The sequence below is a fragment of the Methylobacterium sp. CM6241 genome (assembly GCF_054817845.1).
On the sequence record NZ_CM139246.1, the window covers coordinates 4,329,316 to 4,346,854 of the forward strand.

Annotated in this window: 19 protein-coding genes; 9 read left to right on the forward strand and 10 right to left on the reverse strand. The window is 64.8% G+C overall.

Features of this window, described 5'->3' with window-relative positions:
* Positions 1 to 490: 490 nt before the first annotated feature.
* Together ssb and ACYQR9_RS20250 are read right to left on the reverse strand one after the other, a co-directional pair.
* Entirely contained in the window at positions 491 to 1,057 is a 567-nt protein-coding gene (gene ssb / locus ACYQR9_RS20245; protein ID WP_207411376.1) for a single-stranded DNA-binding protein, read from the reverse strand.
* A gap of 180 nt (positions 1,058 to 1,237) precedes the next feature.
* Complete coding sequence (locus ACYQR9_RS20250; protein ID WP_461227825.1) at positions 1,238 to 2,254, reverse strand: NADP-dependent oxidoreductase; 1,017 nt, start codon at positions 2,252 to 2,254, stop codon at positions 1,238 to 1,240.
* Between the two features lie 175 nt (positions 2,255 to 2,429).
* Between ACYQR9_RS20250 and ACYQR9_RS20255 the strand changes: the two genes are divergently transcribed.
* Positions 2,430 to 2,834, forward strand: coding sequence for a DUF4174 domain-containing protein (locus tag ACYQR9_RS20255; RefSeq protein WP_461227826.1), 405 nt, complete (start codon positions 2,430 to 2,432; stop codon positions 2,832 to 2,834).
* A gap of 84 nt (positions 2,835 to 2,918) precedes the next feature.
* Here the strand turns inward: ACYQR9_RS20255 and ACYQR9_RS20260 are convergent, their stop codons facing one another.
* Complete coding sequence (locus tag ACYQR9_RS20260; RefSeq protein ID WP_056433616.1) at positions 2,919 to 3,440, reverse strand: hypothetical protein; 522 nt, start codon at positions 3,438 to 3,440, stop codon at positions 2,919 to 2,921.
* A 281-nt stretch (positions 3,441 to 3,721) separates the two neighbouring features.
* On the opposite strand from ACYQR9_RS20260, the gene ACYQR9_RS20265 reads away from it, so the two are divergent.
* Positions 3,722 to 4,450: a phosphodiester glycosidase family protein gene (locus ACYQR9_RS20265; RefSeq protein ID WP_461229854.1), complete on the forward strand. Its 729-nt coding sequence runs from the start codon at positions 3,722 to 3,724 to the stop codon at positions 4,448 to 4,450.
* 10 nt (positions 4,451 to 4,460) lie between these two features.
* Here the strand turns inward: ACYQR9_RS20265 and ACYQR9_RS20270 are convergent, their stop codons facing one another.
* The 4 genes from ACYQR9_RS20270 to ACYQR9_RS20285 all read right to left on the reverse strand — a co-directional run bounded on the left by ACYQR9_RS20270 (position 4,461) and on the right by ACYQR9_RS20285 (position 8,839).
* Positions 4,461 to 4,817 (reverse strand): hypothetical protein, encoded by a 357-nt coding sequence (locus tag ACYQR9_RS20270; RefSeq protein ID WP_018043001.1) that lies wholly within the window; start codon positions 4,815 to 4,817, stop codon positions 4,461 to 4,463.
* Between the two features lie 20 nt (positions 4,818 to 4,837).
* The gene (locus ACYQR9_RS20275) at positions 4,838 to 5,956 is read right to left on the reverse strand and encodes an NADH:flavin oxidoreductase/NADH oxidase (protein WP_461227827.1); all 1,119 of its coding nucleotides are present in this window, start codon (positions 5,954 to 5,956) and stop codon (positions 4,838 to 4,840) included.
* A 590-nt stretch (positions 5,957 to 6,546) separates the two neighbouring features.
* Positions 6,547 to 8,490, reverse strand: coding sequence for a propionyl-CoA synthetase (locus tag ACYQR9_RS20280; protein WP_461227828.1), 1,944 nt, complete (start codon positions 8,488 to 8,490; stop codon positions 6,547 to 6,549).
* 166 nt (positions 8,491 to 8,656) lie between these two features.
* Complete coding sequence (locus ACYQR9_RS20285; RefSeq protein ID WP_056433631.1) at positions 8,657 to 8,839, reverse strand: YdcH family protein; 183 nt, start codon at positions 8,837 to 8,839, stop codon at positions 8,657 to 8,659.
* Between the two features lie 221 nt (positions 8,840 to 9,060).
* Here ACYQR9_RS20285 and ACYQR9_RS20290 point away from each other — a divergent pair, with 221 nt between their 5' ends.
* The 3 genes from ACYQR9_RS20290 (at position 9,061) to ACYQR9_RS20300 (ending at position 11,163) form a co-directional block, all read left to right on the forward strand.
* A complete protein-coding gene (locus ACYQR9_RS20290) occupies positions 9,061 to 9,279 on the forward strand; it encodes a YdcH family protein (RefSeq protein WP_056433634.1) in 219 nt (72 codons plus the stop codon).
* A gap of 286 nt (positions 9,280 to 9,565) precedes the next feature.
* Positions 9,566 to 10,063: a 5-(carboxyamino)imidazole ribonucleotide mutase gene (gene purE, locus ACYQR9_RS20295; protein ID WP_207411372.1), complete on the forward strand. Its 498-nt coding sequence runs from the start codon at positions 9,566 to 9,568 to the stop codon at positions 10,061 to 10,063.
* Positions 10,060 to 11,163 carry a 5-(carboxyamino)imidazole ribonucleotide synthase gene (locus tag ACYQR9_RS20300; protein WP_348646098.1) on the forward strand — a complete coding sequence of 368 codons (1,104 nt, stop codon included), beginning with the start codon at positions 10,060 to 10,062 and terminating at the stop codon, positions 11,161 to 11,163. Before purE ends, ACYQR9_RS20300 begins: the two co-directional genes overlap by 4 nt.
* Before the next feature lie 104 nt (positions 11,164 to 11,267).
* Here the strand turns inward: ACYQR9_RS20300 and ACYQR9_RS20305 are convergent, their stop codons facing one another.
* Together ACYQR9_RS20305 and ACYQR9_RS20310 are read right to left on the reverse strand one after the other, a co-directional pair.
* Complete coding sequence (locus tag ACYQR9_RS20305) at positions 11,268 to 12,254, reverse strand: helix-turn-helix domain-containing protein (RefSeq protein ID WP_461227829.1); 987 nt, start codon at positions 12,252 to 12,254, stop codon at positions 11,268 to 11,270.
* Between the two features lie 1,190 nt (positions 12,255 to 13,444).
* Positions 13,445 to 13,654, reverse strand: a complete 210-nt coding sequence (locus ACYQR9_RS20310) for a hypothetical protein (RefSeq protein WP_461227830.1) — start codon at positions 13,652 to 13,654, stop codon at positions 13,445 to 13,447.
* Between ACYQR9_RS20310 and ACYQR9_RS20315 the strand changes: the two genes are divergently transcribed.
* The 4 genes from ACYQR9_RS20315 to ACYQR9_RS20330 all read left to right on the forward strand — a co-directional run bounded on the left by ACYQR9_RS20315 (position 13,647) and on the right by ACYQR9_RS20330 (position 16,943).
* Complete coding sequence (locus ACYQR9_RS20315) at positions 13,647 to 13,838, forward strand: hypothetical protein (protein ID WP_210348270.1); 192 nt, start codon at positions 13,647 to 13,649, stop codon at positions 13,836 to 13,838. The two genes, ACYQR9_RS20310 and ACYQR9_RS20315, sit on opposite strands and share 8 nt — an antisense overlap.
* A gap of 690 nt (positions 13,839 to 14,528) precedes the next feature.
* The gene (locus tag ACYQR9_RS20320; RefSeq protein WP_056433639.1) at positions 14,529 to 15,401 is read left to right on the forward strand and encodes a tetratricopeptide repeat protein; all 873 of its coding nucleotides are present in this window, start codon (positions 14,529 to 14,531) and stop codon (positions 15,399 to 15,401) included.
* 10 nt (positions 15,402 to 15,411) lie between these two features.
* Entirely contained in the window at positions 15,412 to 15,921 is a 510-nt protein-coding gene (locus tag ACYQR9_RS20325; protein WP_207411370.1) for a lysozyme inhibitor LprI family protein, read from the forward strand.
* 254 nt (positions 15,922 to 16,175) lie between these two features.
* Positions 16,176 to 16,943 (forward strand): glyoxalase superfamily protein, encoded by a 768-nt coding sequence (locus ACYQR9_RS20330; protein WP_207411369.1) that lies wholly within the window; start codon positions 16,176 to 16,178, stop codon positions 16,941 to 16,943.
* Between the two features lie 136 nt (positions 16,944 to 17,079).
* Here ACYQR9_RS20330 and ACYQR9_RS20335 read toward each other — a convergent pair whose 3' ends face one another.
* On the reverse strand, positions 17,080 to 17,535 hold the full coding sequence (locus ACYQR9_RS20335) for a GNAT family N-acetyltransferase (protein WP_461229855.1): 456 nt from the start codon (positions 17,533 to 17,535) through the stop codon (positions 17,080 to 17,082).
* Between the last annotated feature and the right edge of the window lie 4 nt (positions 17,536 to 17,539).

Consider the following 17,539-nt stretch of genomic DNA (forward strand, 5'->3'; position numbering starts at 1 on the left):
TGCTTACCCCCTGATCGGGCACCCGCCGGTCTGCTCGGTCAGCGGCTGCTGGAGTCACCCATCTCCTCGACGCCTGTTCCCCCCTGTTCATGAGGAGGCGATATGAGGCGCGACGTGCTCCCTCTCCTTCCAGGCAGGGCCATCGCATATGCCGATTCGCCTGTCAGAAACTCGGTGACACCACCCCGTCATCCCGGGTCCGCGCAGCGGAGCCCGGGATCCAGAAACACAAGTGGTGCAGGACTTTACACTTTCGGCGGCTCTGGATTCCGGGCTCGCCTTTGGCGACCCGGAATGACGGCGTGGTGTCATATGCGATCGCCCTGCCTGTAAGGAGAGGGTTGGGCGAGGTGTGGTCCATCTTCGAAAAGGTCACACACCTCACCCTGTCCCTCTCCTTCCAGGAGAGGGGACCCGCGCTGCTCGCGAGATGTGTGACTCTCGTAATGCGTCCCGTCCGTCGGATGCCGAGGACGGGAACGGCAGATCCCTAGAACGGGATATCGTCGTCGAGGTCGTAATTGGGCTTCGACGAAGCCGCCGCCGGCCGACGCTCGCCGCCCGAGGAACGGCCGCCGCCGTATTCCCCGCCGCGATCGCCACCCCGGTCTCCCCCGCGATCCCCGCCACGGCCGCCGCCGTAATCGCCGCCGCGGCTGATCTGGCCGCCGCCCTCGTCGTCGGCGCCCATTTCTCCGCCGCCGCTACGGCCGTCGAGGAGCGTGAGTTCACCACGGAAGCGCTGGAGCACCACCTCGGTGGTGTATTTCTCGACGCCGGACTGGTCCGCCCATTTCCGGGTCTGGAGCTGGCCCTCGATATAGACCTTCGAGCCCTTGCGCAGGTACTGCTCGGCCACGCGGGCGAGGTTCTCGTTGTAGATCACCACCGAGTGCCACTCGGTCTTCTCCTTGCGCTCGCCCGACGCTTTGTCCTTCCAGGATTCGGACGTGGCGATGCGCAGGTTGACCACGGGATCGCCGGAGGCGAGGCGCCGGGTCTCGGGGTCGCGCCCGAGATTGCCCACCAAAATCACCTTGTTGACGCTGCCGGCCATGCCGCTCTCCTCTCGATCGATCTCACTGACGGAAGGGCCTCACACGCCGTCCGTCCCGTTCGCCCTTCATGAACTTCGGACAGGCGGCCCGCAATCGGGAGGGCGAATTTGTCCCCATCGATCACAGGTCGATGTTCTATCTTTGTTCGTTTTGGCGCGCAAGGATCGCGCACTTGCTGGTCACGCGATCCGCACCAGCATCTTGCCGAAATTCCGGCCCTTCAGCAGCCCGATGAAGGCCTCCGGCGCCGCCTCCAGTCCGTCGACGATGTCTTCCCGATGCTGGATGCGCCCTTCTCTCAGCCAGGTGCCGACCTCACTCAGGAACTCCTCTTCCTGGTCGGCGAAATCCCACACGATGAAGCCGCGCAGGGTCAGGCGCTTGGTCAGGATGGCGCGCATGATGACGGGGCTGCGGTCCGGCCCCGGTGGCAATTCGGTGAGGTTGTAGCCCGAGACGAGGCCGCAGACCGGAATGCGGGCGAAGTCGTTGAGGAGCGGCAGTACGGCGTCGAACACCGCGCCGCCGACATTCTCGAAATACACGTCGATTCCGTCGGGGCAGGCGGCGGCAAGCGCGCCGGGCAGGTCGTCGGTGCGGTGATCGACCGCCGCGTCGAAGCCGAGCACGTCGGTGAGGTAGGCGCATTTCTCAGGACCGCCCGCGATGCCGACGGCGCGCGCGCCCTTCAGCTTGGCGATCTGACCGACGAGGGAGCCTACCGGCCCGGCAGCGGCGGCGACCACGACGGTCTCGCCCGCCTTCGGCTGCCCGATGGTGAGGAGGCCGGTATAGGCGGTCATGCCCGGCATCCCGAGGACGCCGAGCGCCGTGCTGACCGGCGCCGCCGCGGGATCGAGCTTGCGCAGCCCCTGTCCCTTGGTGACCGCGAAATCCTGCCAGCCCCCGAAGGCGGTCACTACGTCGCCCTCGTGGAAATCCGGATGCCGCGAGGCCACCACCTCCGACACGGTGGCCCCGACCATGGGCGCGCCGATGGCGACAGGCTCGGCATAAGATTTCGCCGCGCTCATCCGTCCGCGCATGTAGGGATCGAGGGAGAGGAGGCGGTTGCGGAGCAGCACTTCCCCCTCCCCCGGCGTCGGTGTGCGGCTCTCCTCGAGCCGGAAATGCGCGGCGGTCGGCTCTCCGTGCGGACGGGAGGCGAGGACGATGCTGCGGTTCACGGCGACCATGATCTGACGCTCCGGTTGTGATGACGAATCCGCTGAACGGGCGTGCGGGAATCGAGGGACATTTCGACAAGGCCGATCTGGCTCGGGTGTTCCGGTTGCGCGTTGCGGCACCGCCCGCGCCGAGCGGCGTTGACGCCCATGGGCACATGCCCGTCACCTCGATCGGTATACCCGGATGGCCCGCCCGCTTCTCCTCGCCAGTATCGCTGCCATGTCCGGCCTTGCGTCGCAGGCACTCGCCGAAGATCCCCTCGCCGCCCATCGCTGGACATCGCGCGTTCTGGTCATCGTCGCTCCGGACGGTGAAGATCCGCGAATCGAGGAGCAGAGACGCGAGGCGCGGGCGCGACGGGCGGATTACGCGGAGCGCGACCTCGTCGTGGTGGAGGCGATCGGGACAGGCGCCGAGGCCAAAAGCATCCGCAACCGCTTCGGGATTGGGGAGCGGGACTTCCGTGTCGTGCTGGTGGGCAAGGACGGCGATGCGAAGCTCGTCGAAGCCGCCCCGATCCCGGCCCCCCGCCTGTTTTCCACTATCGATGCCATGCCGATGCGCAAGGACGAGCGAGGCCGGCGATAGCGTATGGGTTGGCCGAGGGGGCAACGAAAAAGGGACCGCCGAGGCGGTCCCTTTCCTATTGAAGTCATCTCGAACGAGACCGGCTCAGTAGCAGCGCTCGACCAGGACCCGGCGAGGTCCGTAGGGAGTCCAGCGGGTGCGCGGGACGGTGTAGCATTCGCCACCGTAACCGCCGTATCCGCCATAAGCGGCCGGGGCGTAACCATACCCGTAGGCCGGGTATCCGCCATAGCCACCGTAGCCGCCATAGAGCCCGCCAGCGGCGAGGCCGAGGCCCACACCGAGGCCGAGACCGCCGAGGCCGTAGCCGTAGCCACGACCGTAACCGCCTCGCCAGCCGTAGCCGCGATGCCCACCCCAGCCGCCGCGATAGCCGAAGCCCGCGCTCCGGAAGCCGCCGCGATAGCCGCCGAAGCCACCGTGACCGAACCCACCGCGGCCGAAGCCGCCATGGGCGAATCCACCGCGTCCGAAGCCGCCATGGCCAAACCCGCCACCATGGCCGAATCCGCCGCCATGGCCGCCCCAGCCACGGGCTTCCGCCGTCGCCGGGATCATCGCCAGAGCGCCGACCATCGCGGTCGCTGCCAGAACAATGCGTTTCATCGTCTTGTCTCCAAAGACAGGTTCTTGTCCCCAGTGGTTGCAGAACGCCCCGGCTCCGCAAAGAGTTCATGGCGCATTTTGTCCCGCACCGGCCGCGCCGATCACAGCTCGGTGAGACGGGCGACCGTCACGCCTTGAAAACGCCTCCGGTTTCGGGCGAGGACACCCCGCGCCACGCCGTCCGCATGGGACGGCGGACGGTTCGTTCGCCCCGGGATTCACCGATGACGTCAACGCGATCCAACCTTGCCCGTGCTGTTGCCCGAGCCTTTGCCGGAGCCATGCTCCTCGCGGGCGTGGCCGGACTCGCTTCCCTGCCCGCCGGGGCCGCGCCGACCACAGCCTCTCCGTGTAAGGCGGTGCAGTCGGAGGGCGAGACCTTCACGATCTGTACGGTGGATCTGCGCCGCGAGCGGGTCCGGGTGTTCTGGCTCGGCACCGACGGCCTGCCTTATTCGTCGCTCTCGACCCTGGGCGAGAAGATCGGGCCGAAGCTCAGCTTCGCCATGAATGGCGGCATGTACGACAAGGGCCAGGCGCCGGTCGGCCTCTATGTGGAAGAGGGCCGCGAGATGAAGGGCGTCTCCACCGCCAACGGGCCGGGCAACTTTCACCTCAAGCCCAATGGCATCTTCTACGTGAAGGGCGAGCGCGCCGGCGTCGCCGACACGGCCCGCTACCTGCGCCAGAAGATCAAGCCGGATTTCGCCACCCAATCGGGGCCGATGCTGGTGATCGACGGCAAGATCCATCCGAAGATCTCCACCGACGGGCCGAGCCAGAAGATCCGCAACGGCGTCGGCGTCCGCGACGACGGCCGCACGGCGATCTTCGCCATCTCGGAGCGCCCCGTGACCTTCGGTTCCTTCGCCCGCCTGTTCAAGGACACGCTCGGCTGCGCCAACGCGCTGTTCCTCGACGGCAGCGTGTCCAGCCTCTACGCGCCGGGCATCAACCGCTCCGACATCAGCCGGCCGCTGGGGCCGCTGGTGGGGGCGGTGGCGAAATAGGGCGGCCGGATCAGGCCAGCCGAGCCCGCTTGCCGAAGGCGACCCTGAGCCGCGCCTTGGCGAGTTCGGCGATCTCCGTCATCGATTCGATCCGCACCATCGGCATCTCCGCCCCGATGAGGCTCGTCGGCTCGAAGCTGAAGAGCAGGTGGCGCACGCCGATCTCCAAAGCCGTCACCCCGTCGGACTGGGTGAGATCCTCTCCGAAAATCTCGATGAGCGGCCCGTCCGGGTCGCCCTTCTCGATCTGGATGATGAAGTAGCCGGCCGGCTCCTCCTCGTCATCCGCGCCGGAGATCAGGCTGATGCCGTTCTCCTCGTCGTAGCGGACGCGCTGCACCGTGATCGTCGTGATGTCGTCGTCCATGGTCTTTGCCTGAAATCGGGTCAGCGTTGCCCGAACTGGGTATCGCGGAACAGGGTCTTGAACTGGCGCGGCTGGCAGCGCCAGTACTGCTTGGGCGCACTCACCTGGGCGCCGAGCTCGGCCGCCGCATGCCACGGCCAGCGCGGATCGTACAGCATGGCGCGGGCGAGCGAGACCGCATCGGCCTTGCCCTCGGCCAGGATCGATTCCGCATGGGCCGCCTCGGTGATGAGGCCAACCGCGATCGTGGTGAGTCCGGTCTCGGCCTTCACCCGCTCGGCGAAGGGAACCTGATAGCCGGGCGAGAGCGGGATCTCCTGGCGCGTCGAGAGGCCCCCGGTGGAGACGTGGATCGCCGCCGAACCGCGCCGCTTCAGCGCATGGGCGAGTTCTACCGTCTCGTCGAGAGACCAGCCGCCCTCGACCCAATCGGTGGCCGAGACCCGCATCCAGACCGGCTTGCCCGCCGGCACGACCTCGCGCACCGCCTCGAAACATTCCAGCGGAAAGCGCATGCGGTTCGCGAGGCTGCCGCCATAGGCATCCGTACGGCTGTTGGAGAGCGGCGAGAGGAACTGGTGCAGCAGGTAGCCATGGGCGCCGTGGAGTTCGAACCCGTCGATCCCGATGCGCAGGGCGCGCTTCGCCGTCTCCACGAACCCGTCGCGGATGCGCTTCAGCCCCTCCGCGTCGAGGGCATGGGGCGGCACCTCACCGTCGCCATGGGGAACAGCCGAGGGCGCCTCGGTGCGCCAGCCGTCCGGCATCTCCGGCTCGATCTGCGAGCCGCCGTCCCAGGGGGCGCGGCTCGAGGCCTTGCGGCCGGCATGGTTGATCTGGATCGCGATGGGGATCGGCGCACGGAGCCGCACCGCATCGAGCACCCGGCCCAGCGCCAGCTCGGTCTCGTCCGAGTAGAGGCCGAGATCCGTGGGAGAGATGCGCGCCTCCGGTGAGACCGCGGTGGCCTCCAGGGTCAGCAGGCCCGCGCCCGACATGGCGAGCTGCCCCAGATGCATCAGGTGCCAATCGCCCGCTTGGCCCGCATGGGCCGAATACTGGCACATGGGGGCGACGATGATGCGGTTGGGCAGCGTCAGGCCATCGAGGGACAGAGGCTCGAACAGGCGTGCGGTCATGTGCGGGCTCCGGTTTTGGCTGACAGCCTAGATGGAGCACCTGTCTCCCCCGCGCCAGGGATGGACGGGCCACATCTGTGTTTCCCGAACGCCCAAAGCGTCTCCGTCTGCGATACTCCCACATCTCGCGGGCCGCTCGGGTCCCCTCTCCTTCCAGGCAGGGTGATCGCATATGACACCACACCGTCATTCCGGGTCGCCACAGGCGAGCCCGGACCCGGAGGGCCGCGCCAGAGGCGTGCAATCTAGAGCCGCTGAGAGTGTAAAGTCCTGCACCACTTGTGTTTCTGGATCCCGGGCTCCGCTACGCGGACCCGGGATGACGGGGTGGTGCCAGCGGGTTTCTGACAAGCAAATTAGCATATGCGATCGCCCTGCCTTCCAGGAGAGGGAGCCCGTCGCGCCTCACGTCACCATCTCTTTGAGAGAGGAACAGCCATCGAGCAGATGGGTGAATCCAAAAGCTGTCAGCGCAGGGCGTGCAGCTTCAGCGGCTCCCCTCGTCGCTGGGAGCCTGACGCTGCGCTCCTTCTTCGACTGGCCCCGCATCGGGTTCCGCTGAAGCTTCATCAGTCCAGGCAAGGGAACGCTCACCCCCCGATCCCCCTCCCCTTCAAGCTCTCACCGATCTCGTCCAGCACGGCGGCGTCGTCGATGGTCGGCGGGGTGGTCCAGGCTTCGCCGTCGGCGATCTTCTTCATGGTGCCGCGCAGGATCTTGCCCGAGCGGGTCTTGGGTAGCCGTGCCACGGTGAGCGCGAGCTTGAACGCCGCCACGGGGCCGATGCGCTCGCGGATGGAGGCGACGAGTTCGCGCTCGATCTCGGCGGTGTCGCGGGAGACGCCGGATTTCAGCACCACGAAGCCGCAGGGCTGTTCGCCCTTCAGCGCGTCGCGAATGCCGATGACGGCACATTCGGCGACATCGGGATGGGCGGCCAGAACTGCCTCCATCCCGCCGGTGGAGAGCCGGTGCCCGGCGACGTTGATGATGTCGTCGGTGCGCCCGAGCACGGTGACGTAACCGTCCCCGTCGACGATCCCGGCATCCGACGTGTCGTACCAGCCGGGATAGGTGGTGAGGTAGCTCTGGCGGAAGCGCTCGTCCGAGCCCCACAGGGTCGGCAGGCAGCCGGGCGGCAGGGGAAGCCGCAGGGCGATCGTGCCCATCGTGTCGGGCGGCAGCGGCTTGCCGGCTTCGTCGAGGACGGCGAGATCGTAGCCCGGCATCGGCACGCAGGCACTGCCATGCTTCACCGGCAGCATGCCGATCCCCACCGGATTGCCGGCGATGGCCCAGCCGGTCTCGGTCTGCCACCAATGGTCGATCACCGGCCGGTCGAGGGCCCGCTCGGCCCAGGCGACCGAATCCGGGTCGGCCCGCTCGCCGGCGAGGAACAGGGAGCGGAAGCCGGACAGGTCGTAGGAGGCGACGAGTTCGGCGCGCGGGTCGTCCTTCTTGATCGCTCGTAGGGCCGTCGGTGCCGTGAACAGGCAGGCGACGCCGTATTCCGCAGCCACCCGCCAAAGCGCCCCGGCATCGGGTGTCCCCACCGGCTTGCCTTCGTAGAGGACGGTGGTGCAGCCATGCAGCAGCGGGGCGTAGACGATGTAGGAATGGCCCACCACCCAGCCGATATCGGAGGCGCAGAAATACACCTCGCCGGGCTTCACGTCGTAGAGGTTGGGCATCGACCAGGAGAGTGCCACGCAATACCCGCCGGTATCCCGCACCACGCCCTTGGGTTTGCCCGTCGTGCCCGAGGTATAGAGGATGTAGAGCGGGTCGGTCCCCGCGACGGGGACGCAATCGGCGTTGATCCCGGCGGCCTTCGCGCGGGAGACCGTCTCGGCCCAGTCGCGGTCGCGTCCCTCCACCAATCCCGCTTCGGCTTGGGGGCGCTGCAGGATGAGGCAGGCCGCGGGCTTGTGCGGCGAGGCCGCGATGGCCGCGTCCAGAAGCGGCTTGTAGGGCACGACCCGGCTCGGCTCGATGCCGCAGGAGGCGGCCAGCACCACCTTCGGGGCGGCGTCGGCGATGCGGATCGCGAGTTCGTTGGCGGCGAAACCGCCGAACACCACGGAATGGACCGCGCCGAGACGTGCGCAGGCCAGCATCCCGAACAGGGCTTCGGGAATCATCGGCATGTAGATGACGACCCGGTCGCCCTTCTCCACGCCGAGCAGCGAGAGGATGCCGGCGAGCGTCGCCACTTCGTCGCGCAGGGCCGCGTAGCTGATCGTCCGCTTCGTTCCGGTGACGGGGGAATCGTACAGGATCGCCGCCTGCTCGCCCCGTCCCTTAGCCACATGGCGGTCGACGGCGTTGTGGCAGGCGTTCAGCGTCGCGTCGGGAAACCAGCGTCCATAGGCGCCGGCCTCGGGATCGAAGGCGCGGGCCGGTGCCCTGTCCCAGTCGAGCGCATCGGCGGCCTTGAGCCAGAAACCTTCGGGGTCGGCGAGGGAGGCGGCATGGACCGGGCCGTATGCGTCCGGTGCTTCAGCCGATTCGGGAGGTGTCGCGGCAGCGTCCATGGCGGTTCGTCCCCGGATGGCCGGTCGAAGGATGCCGGCTTGATCGGAGATTGTAGCTCAAGCCGCGCCCAAGGCGACACGGCCGACACCACCACAAACGAAAGCCGCCGCGCTGTGGAGCGCGGCGGCGTCGTTCTGGAAATTACGAAACGGCTTGGAACGGGCTCTAATGCACCGAGTCGGTCGCGGCACGAAGCCGATTGATCTCGTCCTTGAGGTGAAGTTTGCGTCGCTTCAATTCTGCGATCCGTAAATCGTTCTCAGACGGGCTTTGAATCGCGGAATGAAGTTCCCGCTCGAGGGCTTCGTGCTTGAGGGCGAGTTGGCTCAAATGCGTCTGCAGCGACATGAGTCGTTTCTCCTGTCTCGTTCCGACTCAGGTAGATTGGCATAGTATGAGCCGGCTGTCGAAACCGGATTCGGGTGTTGGGCAACATTAGTTAATCGTGCCCGGCGAAGCCCGCTGCGATGGAAGAAGCATCTTCCAGAGCGAATTGCGGCCACCGCCTTGCCGCAGGGGCGTGTGTGCCGCATGGTTTCAACGAGGGGCGTGTCGGGGCTGCAGGTGCGATGGCGGGTGAGTTCGAGGATGACGGGACGGCTGAGTTCGTCGAAGAGCTGGCGCGGCTCCGCCAGGAGCACCGCGACCTCGACGGGGCCATCGACGCCTTGGAACTGAGCGTCGCCGGCGACCAGTTGCAGATCCAGCGCCTGAAGCGCCGCAAACTCGGCCTGCGCGACCGGATCTCCTATCTGGAAGACCAGATCACGCCCGACATCATCGCCTAGAGCTGCGCCCGACCACGTCGGGTCGGGGCACATCTTCAGGCCTTCGTTCTGCCGCGCTCTTTTTCGCCGAGCCTGCATCCACGTCGGCGGAGAGCGCTGTGGAACCGGTTTGCCTTGAGCACAGGATTGGCTCGGGCACCGTCTTGCGGGCGGTCGCCCGCCCGCGTATGCGGCACGGTCCGGGTGCAGGATCGCTTCCCGGGATCGCGCCGCCACGAAGACATGGCCTGAACCAGGCCAAGCACGACCAGGCGGCCGCGATCGTCTCGGGAAGGAAGTGACGACGATGGCGGGAGCGCCCCCGGTCGCGATCATCATGGGAAGCCAGTCCGACTGGGCAACCATGCAGCACGCCGCCGATACCCTCGATGCCCTTCGCGTGCCGCACGAGGCGTTCATCGTCTCCGCCCATCGCACGCCGGACCGGCTCGTCGCCTTCGCCAAGGGTGCGAAGCAGGCGGGCTACAAGGTCGTGATCGCCGGCGCCGGCGGGGCCGCGCATCTCCCCGGCATGACCGCCGCCATGACCTCGCTGCCGGTCTTCGGCGTGCCGGTGGAATCGAAGGCCCTGTCCGGCCAGGACAGCCTGCTCTCGATCGTGCAGATGCCGGCCGGCATTCCCGTGGGCACCCTCGCCATCGGCCGGGCCGGTGCCGTCAACGCGGCCCTCCTCGCCGCCGCCGTCCTGGCCCTGACCGATACCGCCCTCGCCGAGCGCCTCGATGCGTGGCGAGCCGCGCAGACCGCATCCGTGGCCGAGAGGCCGGAGACACAGATTCCGTGACCGACATGTCCCTCACGCCCGGTTCCACCCTCGGCATCATCGGCGGCGGCCAGCTCGGCCGCATGATCGCGCTGGCCGCGGCCAATTACGGCCTGAAGGTCCATGTCTACGCCCCCGATGCGACGAGCCCGGCCTTCGATGTCGCGGCCGAGACGACCTGCGCGGCCTATGACGATTCCGACGCCCTCGCCCGCTTCGCGGCGAGCGTCGACGTCGTGACCTACGAGTTCGAGAACATCCCGCGGGAGACCGCCGACCTGCTGGCGCGCCACGCGCCCCTCCGCCCCAGCGCCGACGCCCTCTCCACGACTCAGGACAGGTTGTCCGAGAAGAGCTTCATCAACGGCCTCGGCATCGCCACCGCGCCGTTCCGGCAGATCGACGCGCCGGACGACCTCGCCCGCGCCTTGGAGGCGATCGGCTTGCCGGCGGTGCTGAAGACCCGCCGCTTCGGCTATGACGGCAAAGGCCAGCGCATCATCCGCACCGCCGAAGAGGGCGACCGGAACGCGATTTTCGCCGAGTTCGGCGGCGCGCCGCTCATCCTCGAAGGGTTCGTGCCGTTCGAGCGCGAGGTCTCGGTGGTGGCGGCCCGTTCCCCCGATGGAAGCTTCGCCGCCTTCGACCTGTGCGAGAACGAGCACCGCGACCACATCCTGGCGCTCACACGCGTGCCCGCACCGAACCTGTCGGAGGAGACCGCCCGGAAAGCGGTGGAGATCGCCCGTAGGATCGCCGAGGCTTTGGACTATGTCGGGATCCTCGCCGTCGAGATGTTCCTGGTGCGAGACGAGGCGGGCGAGCACCTGATCGTCAACGAGATCGCGCCGCGGGTGCACAATTCCGGACATTGGACCATCGAGGGCGCGGTGACATCGCAATTCGCCCAGCATGTGCGCGCCGTCTGCGGCTGGCCCCTGGGCGATGCCTCGCGCGTAGCCGGGGCCTCCGTCGAGATGCAGAACCTGATCGGCGACGATATCGACGCCTGGCACTCTCTCCTCGCCGAACCCGGCGCGCATCTGCACCTCTACGGCAAGGGTGACGCCCGGCCGGGCCGCAAGATGGGCCATGTCACGCGGGTGATCCCGGTTGTGTAGGAGCGGCGATCATACCCGGTCGTCCGCCCTCTTGAAGCCGGTCCCGATTTTGCGACCGTGATGCAAGGCCGCCGAGCGGCCGCATCCGGTCATGGCAGACGTCCTTACGGCAATCGCGCCGATGCGGAACATCGATCGCTTCGAAGGGCATGCACATCCTTCGCCGACATGTCGAACCGCCGCCTGAACGCCTTGCTGAAAGTGGGCGCATCGGTGAAGCCACAGGCATGCATGAGGGTTTTTATGGATGAGCAATCGTTGGCCGGTGATTCGAGCCAGCGACGGACGCGATCCAGGCGGGCATCGCGGATCTCGGCGGCGATACCCTCGACCTCCGCAAACGCGCGGTAGAGTTTGGACCGGGAGACGTTGAGCGCCGCGGCCATGGCCTCGGGCCCATACGATGGGTCATGCGAATAACGTTCGATATGCACGCGCGCGAGCGATCTCAGCACGTCGGAAGACGCTTGTCCCTCACTGTCCTCGTCGCGATCTCTCACGAGCGCACGGACGATGTGGAGAGCACCCTTGACCGCAAGTCCCGCCTCGGCGTCCGACATGCCCGTCGCGGATTGCGCGACACTGTGCATGTACGTCATCAGTAATTCCGTCGACGGGCTCGCCCGGATACGGCGGCCGACCAAGCCATCGGCGCTTCCGACCTGTGCTTCGAACTCCAACCGGGGGACGCTGAAGCGTAACTCCCGATACGGCGTCAGAGCGCCAACGGCGAAAGGGCGGTCGAGCCTGATGAAACCGATATCACCGACACCCACGATGTGACCGCAGCTTCCCTGTTCGAGATAACCGTGTCCCGAGAGGAAGAAGCTGACGACGATGTCGTCACGGCCGGCTTGCCGAATATGGCGAAGATCGCCCTCGACGCTCACTGGACTGCTTTCCGTCAGAAGCAAGGTCGTGTGCGAGGACACAACGGCCAGACGGCTCGCCGAGAACGTTCCGTGGGGATCTAACCGGCCGACTCTGCCGAGATTTTTCAGCGCGGTATTCCGCCAGAAATCGAAAGTGCGCGAAGGCTCGATGTTTTCGGTCGTTTCAACCAGCGTCAGTACTTTCGAGGGGGTAGGCACCGGGGAACTCCTGGGAACGTCCGATTCGATCCGCGACCTACGACACACGTAGAATCGGTCGGGCGGATGCCGGTTCTCGAATGCTGCGCGCGCAGTCGATTGCGTGACAACGATGCGGTCGCACAACCCTTGATGGCGCAATTGGTTTCCGTCTGGCGCATCGGCATATGACGACGCAAGCAGTAATTCGCAGGCCGTTCGAACCATGCTGGCAGGAATCGTGAGCGATACGCCAGGGGTATTCTGAATTACCGTATTTTGGGACGGAGAGACAATTTCCGTGGATTGATCCGTGGCGTTGGAGGCTTGTATTGCGGAGGAAGCGATTTGCTAACTTGTCTGAAAAGACGAGGCTATAGCACGTGTTGATTTATATAATTTAGTATTCATGCTCTCAATTGAGAATTTATATGATACAAAATATGATGTGAAATATCATATTTATGTATTCAAGTGGCGTTTTTATGTGCGGGTATCTTTCTGTTGCCTTCTATCAATTGAGAATTTGGAGGCTAATATGTGAAGATTGATATAATATATGATAAATGCGAACAAATTTATTGTGATGGGCATATAATAGCTGACATGCGGTGGGCGGTATATTGTAATCTCACCGCCTGTTGTGTCAAATCGCATTTCATTGCTAATTTATTCGTTGATGCGGCTTGGGCTGGAAAGTCTATTCGTTCGCCAATCTGAATTGCGGTCAAGCGAACTGGTGCGATAGCAATCGCGTTTTCGCTATAGTCGAAGGTGAATTCATGCCTAGTTTTAGGTAAATTAGTAAAAAGCTGAAGCAAATAAGGCCGCTGAATGGTTCCGTTAAAGAACCTGCGCGCGTGCAATTTTATTACTTTCAATCTTTTGGTGCAACAATAACGTAGAATCCACGCAGTTATATCCTAACTAAAGTAAAATATGGAATCTCTTGGTTATTCGGAATGGTTTTACATCACAACTAAGTCTTGAAGAATATTTACTCGCATTATTGCTATTCGAAATCGTGACACTAGCGACCGCGCATGGTTGACTCGCACATGATGTCGTGAATCTATTTATATTTATTCTTTGCGTTCAGTTCGAGGCAGGCGGATTGGTATGTTTGCACCGGTATGCCGGGGCAATGTTCCGGGAACTTGCTTTTGTTGATCCGGTTGTTCGCATGGGAATACATTGAATTTTACAGACATTTAACAAAAAATGTCGTAACGGCTTGGTGTGGCCGCTGAAAGCTGAGTTTCAGGGCTCATTCCGATGAGCGCGCCAACCAGTACCAGTTGTTCAAGGGGCTGAATCGTGGAACGGACAATCGTCGCATTCGTCAAACCGCTTGCTTTAGCGTTAATTTGTTTCGTATCGATATTATATATATCGAAGAATGTTGGGGCTGCATTGGTCATCAGCCTCGTGCCATTGCTATTGGGCTGGCTCGGTATCATGGAGACTTTTGCCTACGCGATTGCGGCGGTTGTATTCCTGGCCGCGGTCACGTGGGCGGCAACACCGGTATCGGTCAAAGGTATCCTGGCCGAGCATTCGGAGCGGGCGATCACGGATATCCAGCAGGAAATAAAGGTGCGCTAGGGCCTAAAGGCTTTAACGGGCGATCAGGCACAAACTGATCCAGGTCGAGCAGAGCAAGGGCCGTCAGTGCCACTTCACCCCGCTCGACCTTTGTCCGTCCATGCTTCGTTTGTCGTTGTTCTGTATAACCAACTGTAATGCTGAAAAATGCCGGTCGGTGCAGCGCCGTCTCGCTTCGAGGGCGGCCCGCGCGATCTCGTCCGCTATGACGTCCCGAGCGCGGCATCCAGCCGGAGCCCGAGGGGCGCAAGGGGGCAATGTTCATTCGTCCTTGCCTGGCCACCCAATCGAGGCCTGGCGGACGATACGGTAACCCGTCGCGAATCCTCGTTCTCCGGCATCGGGTGCCTGTCTCAGGTCTACCGCTCGATTGCTCCCCTACGACGCTGGAGACCACCTGTCAGAGCATCGAAACTGCGTCTTACCGGACACACTCTCAGCCTGCCGCGACACGCCGGACCGCCTTCACCGCGCCGTAGGGAAACGGGCCATACCTTCGCCACATCGCGCGGCTTCAGCGGGTGAGCCGGCAGAATTTAAGCGCGTGTTCACCGCGACGCGGGATTGTGCAGGCACGCGTCGTCTTTCCCGCATCCGAAGCGCTTCGAGGCGCGACGGCGGGTGGGACGATCAATAGCAGCGGACGGGAGCGTGCCTTGGGGGCATGGCGATCCCGAGGGGAGAGGGGCAATGACGTTTGTAGTGCCGCGCGCGAAGGCGGGTCTGATCGGGGCCGTGGCGATGGCGGCGGCTTTGGCCGGGTGCGAGACCTATGGCGGTGGCGGGGCAGCGGCGACGCGCCAGTTCGCCGTGGTCGAAACCGATTCCACCGGTGCCACCAACGTCAACATCGCCTCCCTCACCGAGGTGATCCAGCGCAATCCCAACGATGCCGGTGCCTATGTCACCCGCGGCGCGGCCTATGCCCGTTCGGGCCAGTTCAACGACGCCATCGGTGACTTCTCGAAAGCCGTCCAGATCGATCCGAATTCGGCCTCGGCCTATAACAACCGTGCCCTCGCCTACCGCCAGACCGGACGCAACGACGCGGCATTGGCCGATTTCTCGAAGGCGATTTCCGCCGATCCGAGCTACGGCCCGGCCTATATCGGCCGCGCCAACGTGCTGCGCGCCCAGGGCGATCTCGACGGCGCCACCTCCGACCTCAACCAGGCGATCCGCCTGACGCCGGAATCGGCCGAGGCCTACCATGCGCGCGGCCTCGTCCGTCAGCGCCAGGGCCAGAACACCCAGGCCATCGGCGATTTCGACGCGGCCATCGACCGCAATCCCTTCGTCGCCGCGCCCTACGCCGCGCGCGGCCAGAGCCTCATCGCCACGAACCAGTTCGACAAGGCGATCGAGGATTACAACGCGGCCCTCAACGTCAACAACAAGGACGCCACCTCCTGGGCCTATCGCGGTCTCGCTTACGAGAAGTCGAACCGCAAGAAGGAGGCGATGGAGAGCTACCAGCGGGCCGCTCAGCTCGAGCCCGGCAATCCCGTGGCCAAGCAGGGTCTCGGACGTGTGCAGGGCGGCGTAGGCACCCTCTTCAACTGAAGCCCGCACGATGCGCGGAGGATTCTCGAACGGCATCGCCGCCTTGGCGATGCTCACCCTATCGTCGGGCGGAGTCGCCCTCGCCCAGACGGATACGGGCCGTCAGGCCTCGTCCGACCTGGCGACGATCGAGCGTTGCGTCGGATCCGCCAAGGACGACGGCGCGCGCCTGTCCTGTATCGGGCGTGTCTCCCAACCCTGTATCGATGCGCCGGACGGTTCGGGCTCGTCCACCATGGGCATGAACGGGTGCTACGCCCGCGAGATCGCGGCCTGGGATACGCTCCTCAACCGCACCTACAAGGATTTGGGCGCGGCGATGAGCGAGAGCGCCAACCTCTCCCTGCGCGACGCTCAGCGGGCCTGGATCGCGTTCCGCGACAAGGCCTGCGAATGGCCGTCCCTCGTCTATCCGGGCGGCTCCATCATCGGCCCTCTCAGCGGCGAATGCCTGCAGATCCAGACCGGTCGGCGCGCCCTCGACCTCGACCGCATCAAGGCAGCGCTCACCGAGCGATAGGCGTCGGGTGGGGGCCTGAGGGGATGGATGGGGCCAGCGTGTCGAGGCCGCATCCGGCCCTTCATCGACCACGAGGAAGCTTGACGACTCGACGGTCAGGGTGTTTTCCTCGGAGCGGCTGATGCAGCCGGCCGCTCGCGCCCTCTTGGGTTTGGTGAATGCATCCTCCAAGAGGTCTGCCATCCCTTTTGCAGGGTCGGCCAGTCGGCAATGCGAGCACTGACGTTGCGGCCGATCCGGTAGGGATCAGCAAGATGACTTCCGTTGGCAGTGCAAAATCCATGGCAAAAGCCCTGGAAACGGCTATGCGAGCCAAGAACGTCGATATCTCACATGGCGAGTGTCTCGACATCGTCGCCCGTCAGCTCGGATGCAAGGACTGGAACGTTCTCACAGCCCGAGCCAAAAGCATGACTGCATCGGCGACACGTAAGGTGAAGGATCTCAAGGTCTGGGAGTTCAGGGCAGCGTACCCTGATGCTTACGACCATGGTGCGGATGCGGAAGCCGGAGCGCCGGGTGGATCGGCCGCTCTGATTCGGCTGATCCCAGAGATTTCCGCGGATCGCTACATAGATCTCACGAAGGCTATGGGCGGATACATGCAGACTGCTTCCGCACGGCCGTATCGTGGAAAGAGGGTCGCTGTCAGCGCTCAGCTTCGCAGCGAAGGTGTGAGCCATGGGGCAACGATTTTGGCGAGTGTTGGCGGCGCACCCGGTGAGACGTTCGCCTATGACAACCTGAAGAACCACCGTGACGGCTGGTTGTTCGGCGATAACCCTTGGACGTCCCGAAAGGTTGTGCTTGACGTCGATGATGATGCGGAGAGCCTATTCTTCGGCTTCTTCCTCAAGGGGGCGGGCGCAGTCTGGGCTGCCGATTTCTCCGTCGACATGGTCGATACGTCGATCCCGTTGACCGGTGAACGCATTGAGCGACGCGCTGTCGAGGCTGCCTGGCGGACGCCGACAAACCTCCGGTTTGCCGAGGCAACGGAACCCCTGGGAAGCACTGCATAGACGAACGAGACGGAGCCGGATCGAGGGCTGGCCCCCACAGGGCGCCCGCTTTCTCGAAGCGGACTTCCGCTCTCCTTCCGCTTCGGGTGGTCGTGGCGCAAACCCGATGCCGACTTTCGACCATCATGTCGTCCGTTCAGCCCGGCGGCAAGATCCGCCGGTACTGGATGAAGCCCGACCGGTCGGCGAGCGTATCGTACAAGGCGCGGGCCGGTGCGTTGTCTTCCATCGTCAGCCAGTGGACGCGGTCGGCCCTGGCGTTACTGGCCTCGACCATCACCCGCTTGATCAGGGCGCGGGCGATCCCCCTGCCCCGGGAGGACGGCGCCGTGAACAGGTCCTGCAGGTAGCAGTACGGTCCACGGGTCCAGGCCGAGGCGTGGAAGATGTAATGGACGAGCCCCACCAGGACGCCCTCATCCTCGGCCACGAGGGCATGGATGGGCACGAGGGGATCGTGGATCCGCGACCAGGTCAGGTCGCGGGTCTCCGGCGGGATCGAGGCGCGGTAGAAGTCGAGATAGCCCGACCACAACCCCTCCCAGGCCTCGCGCTCGTCGGGCCGGACGGCGCGGATCGCGAGGTCCGGCACGGCG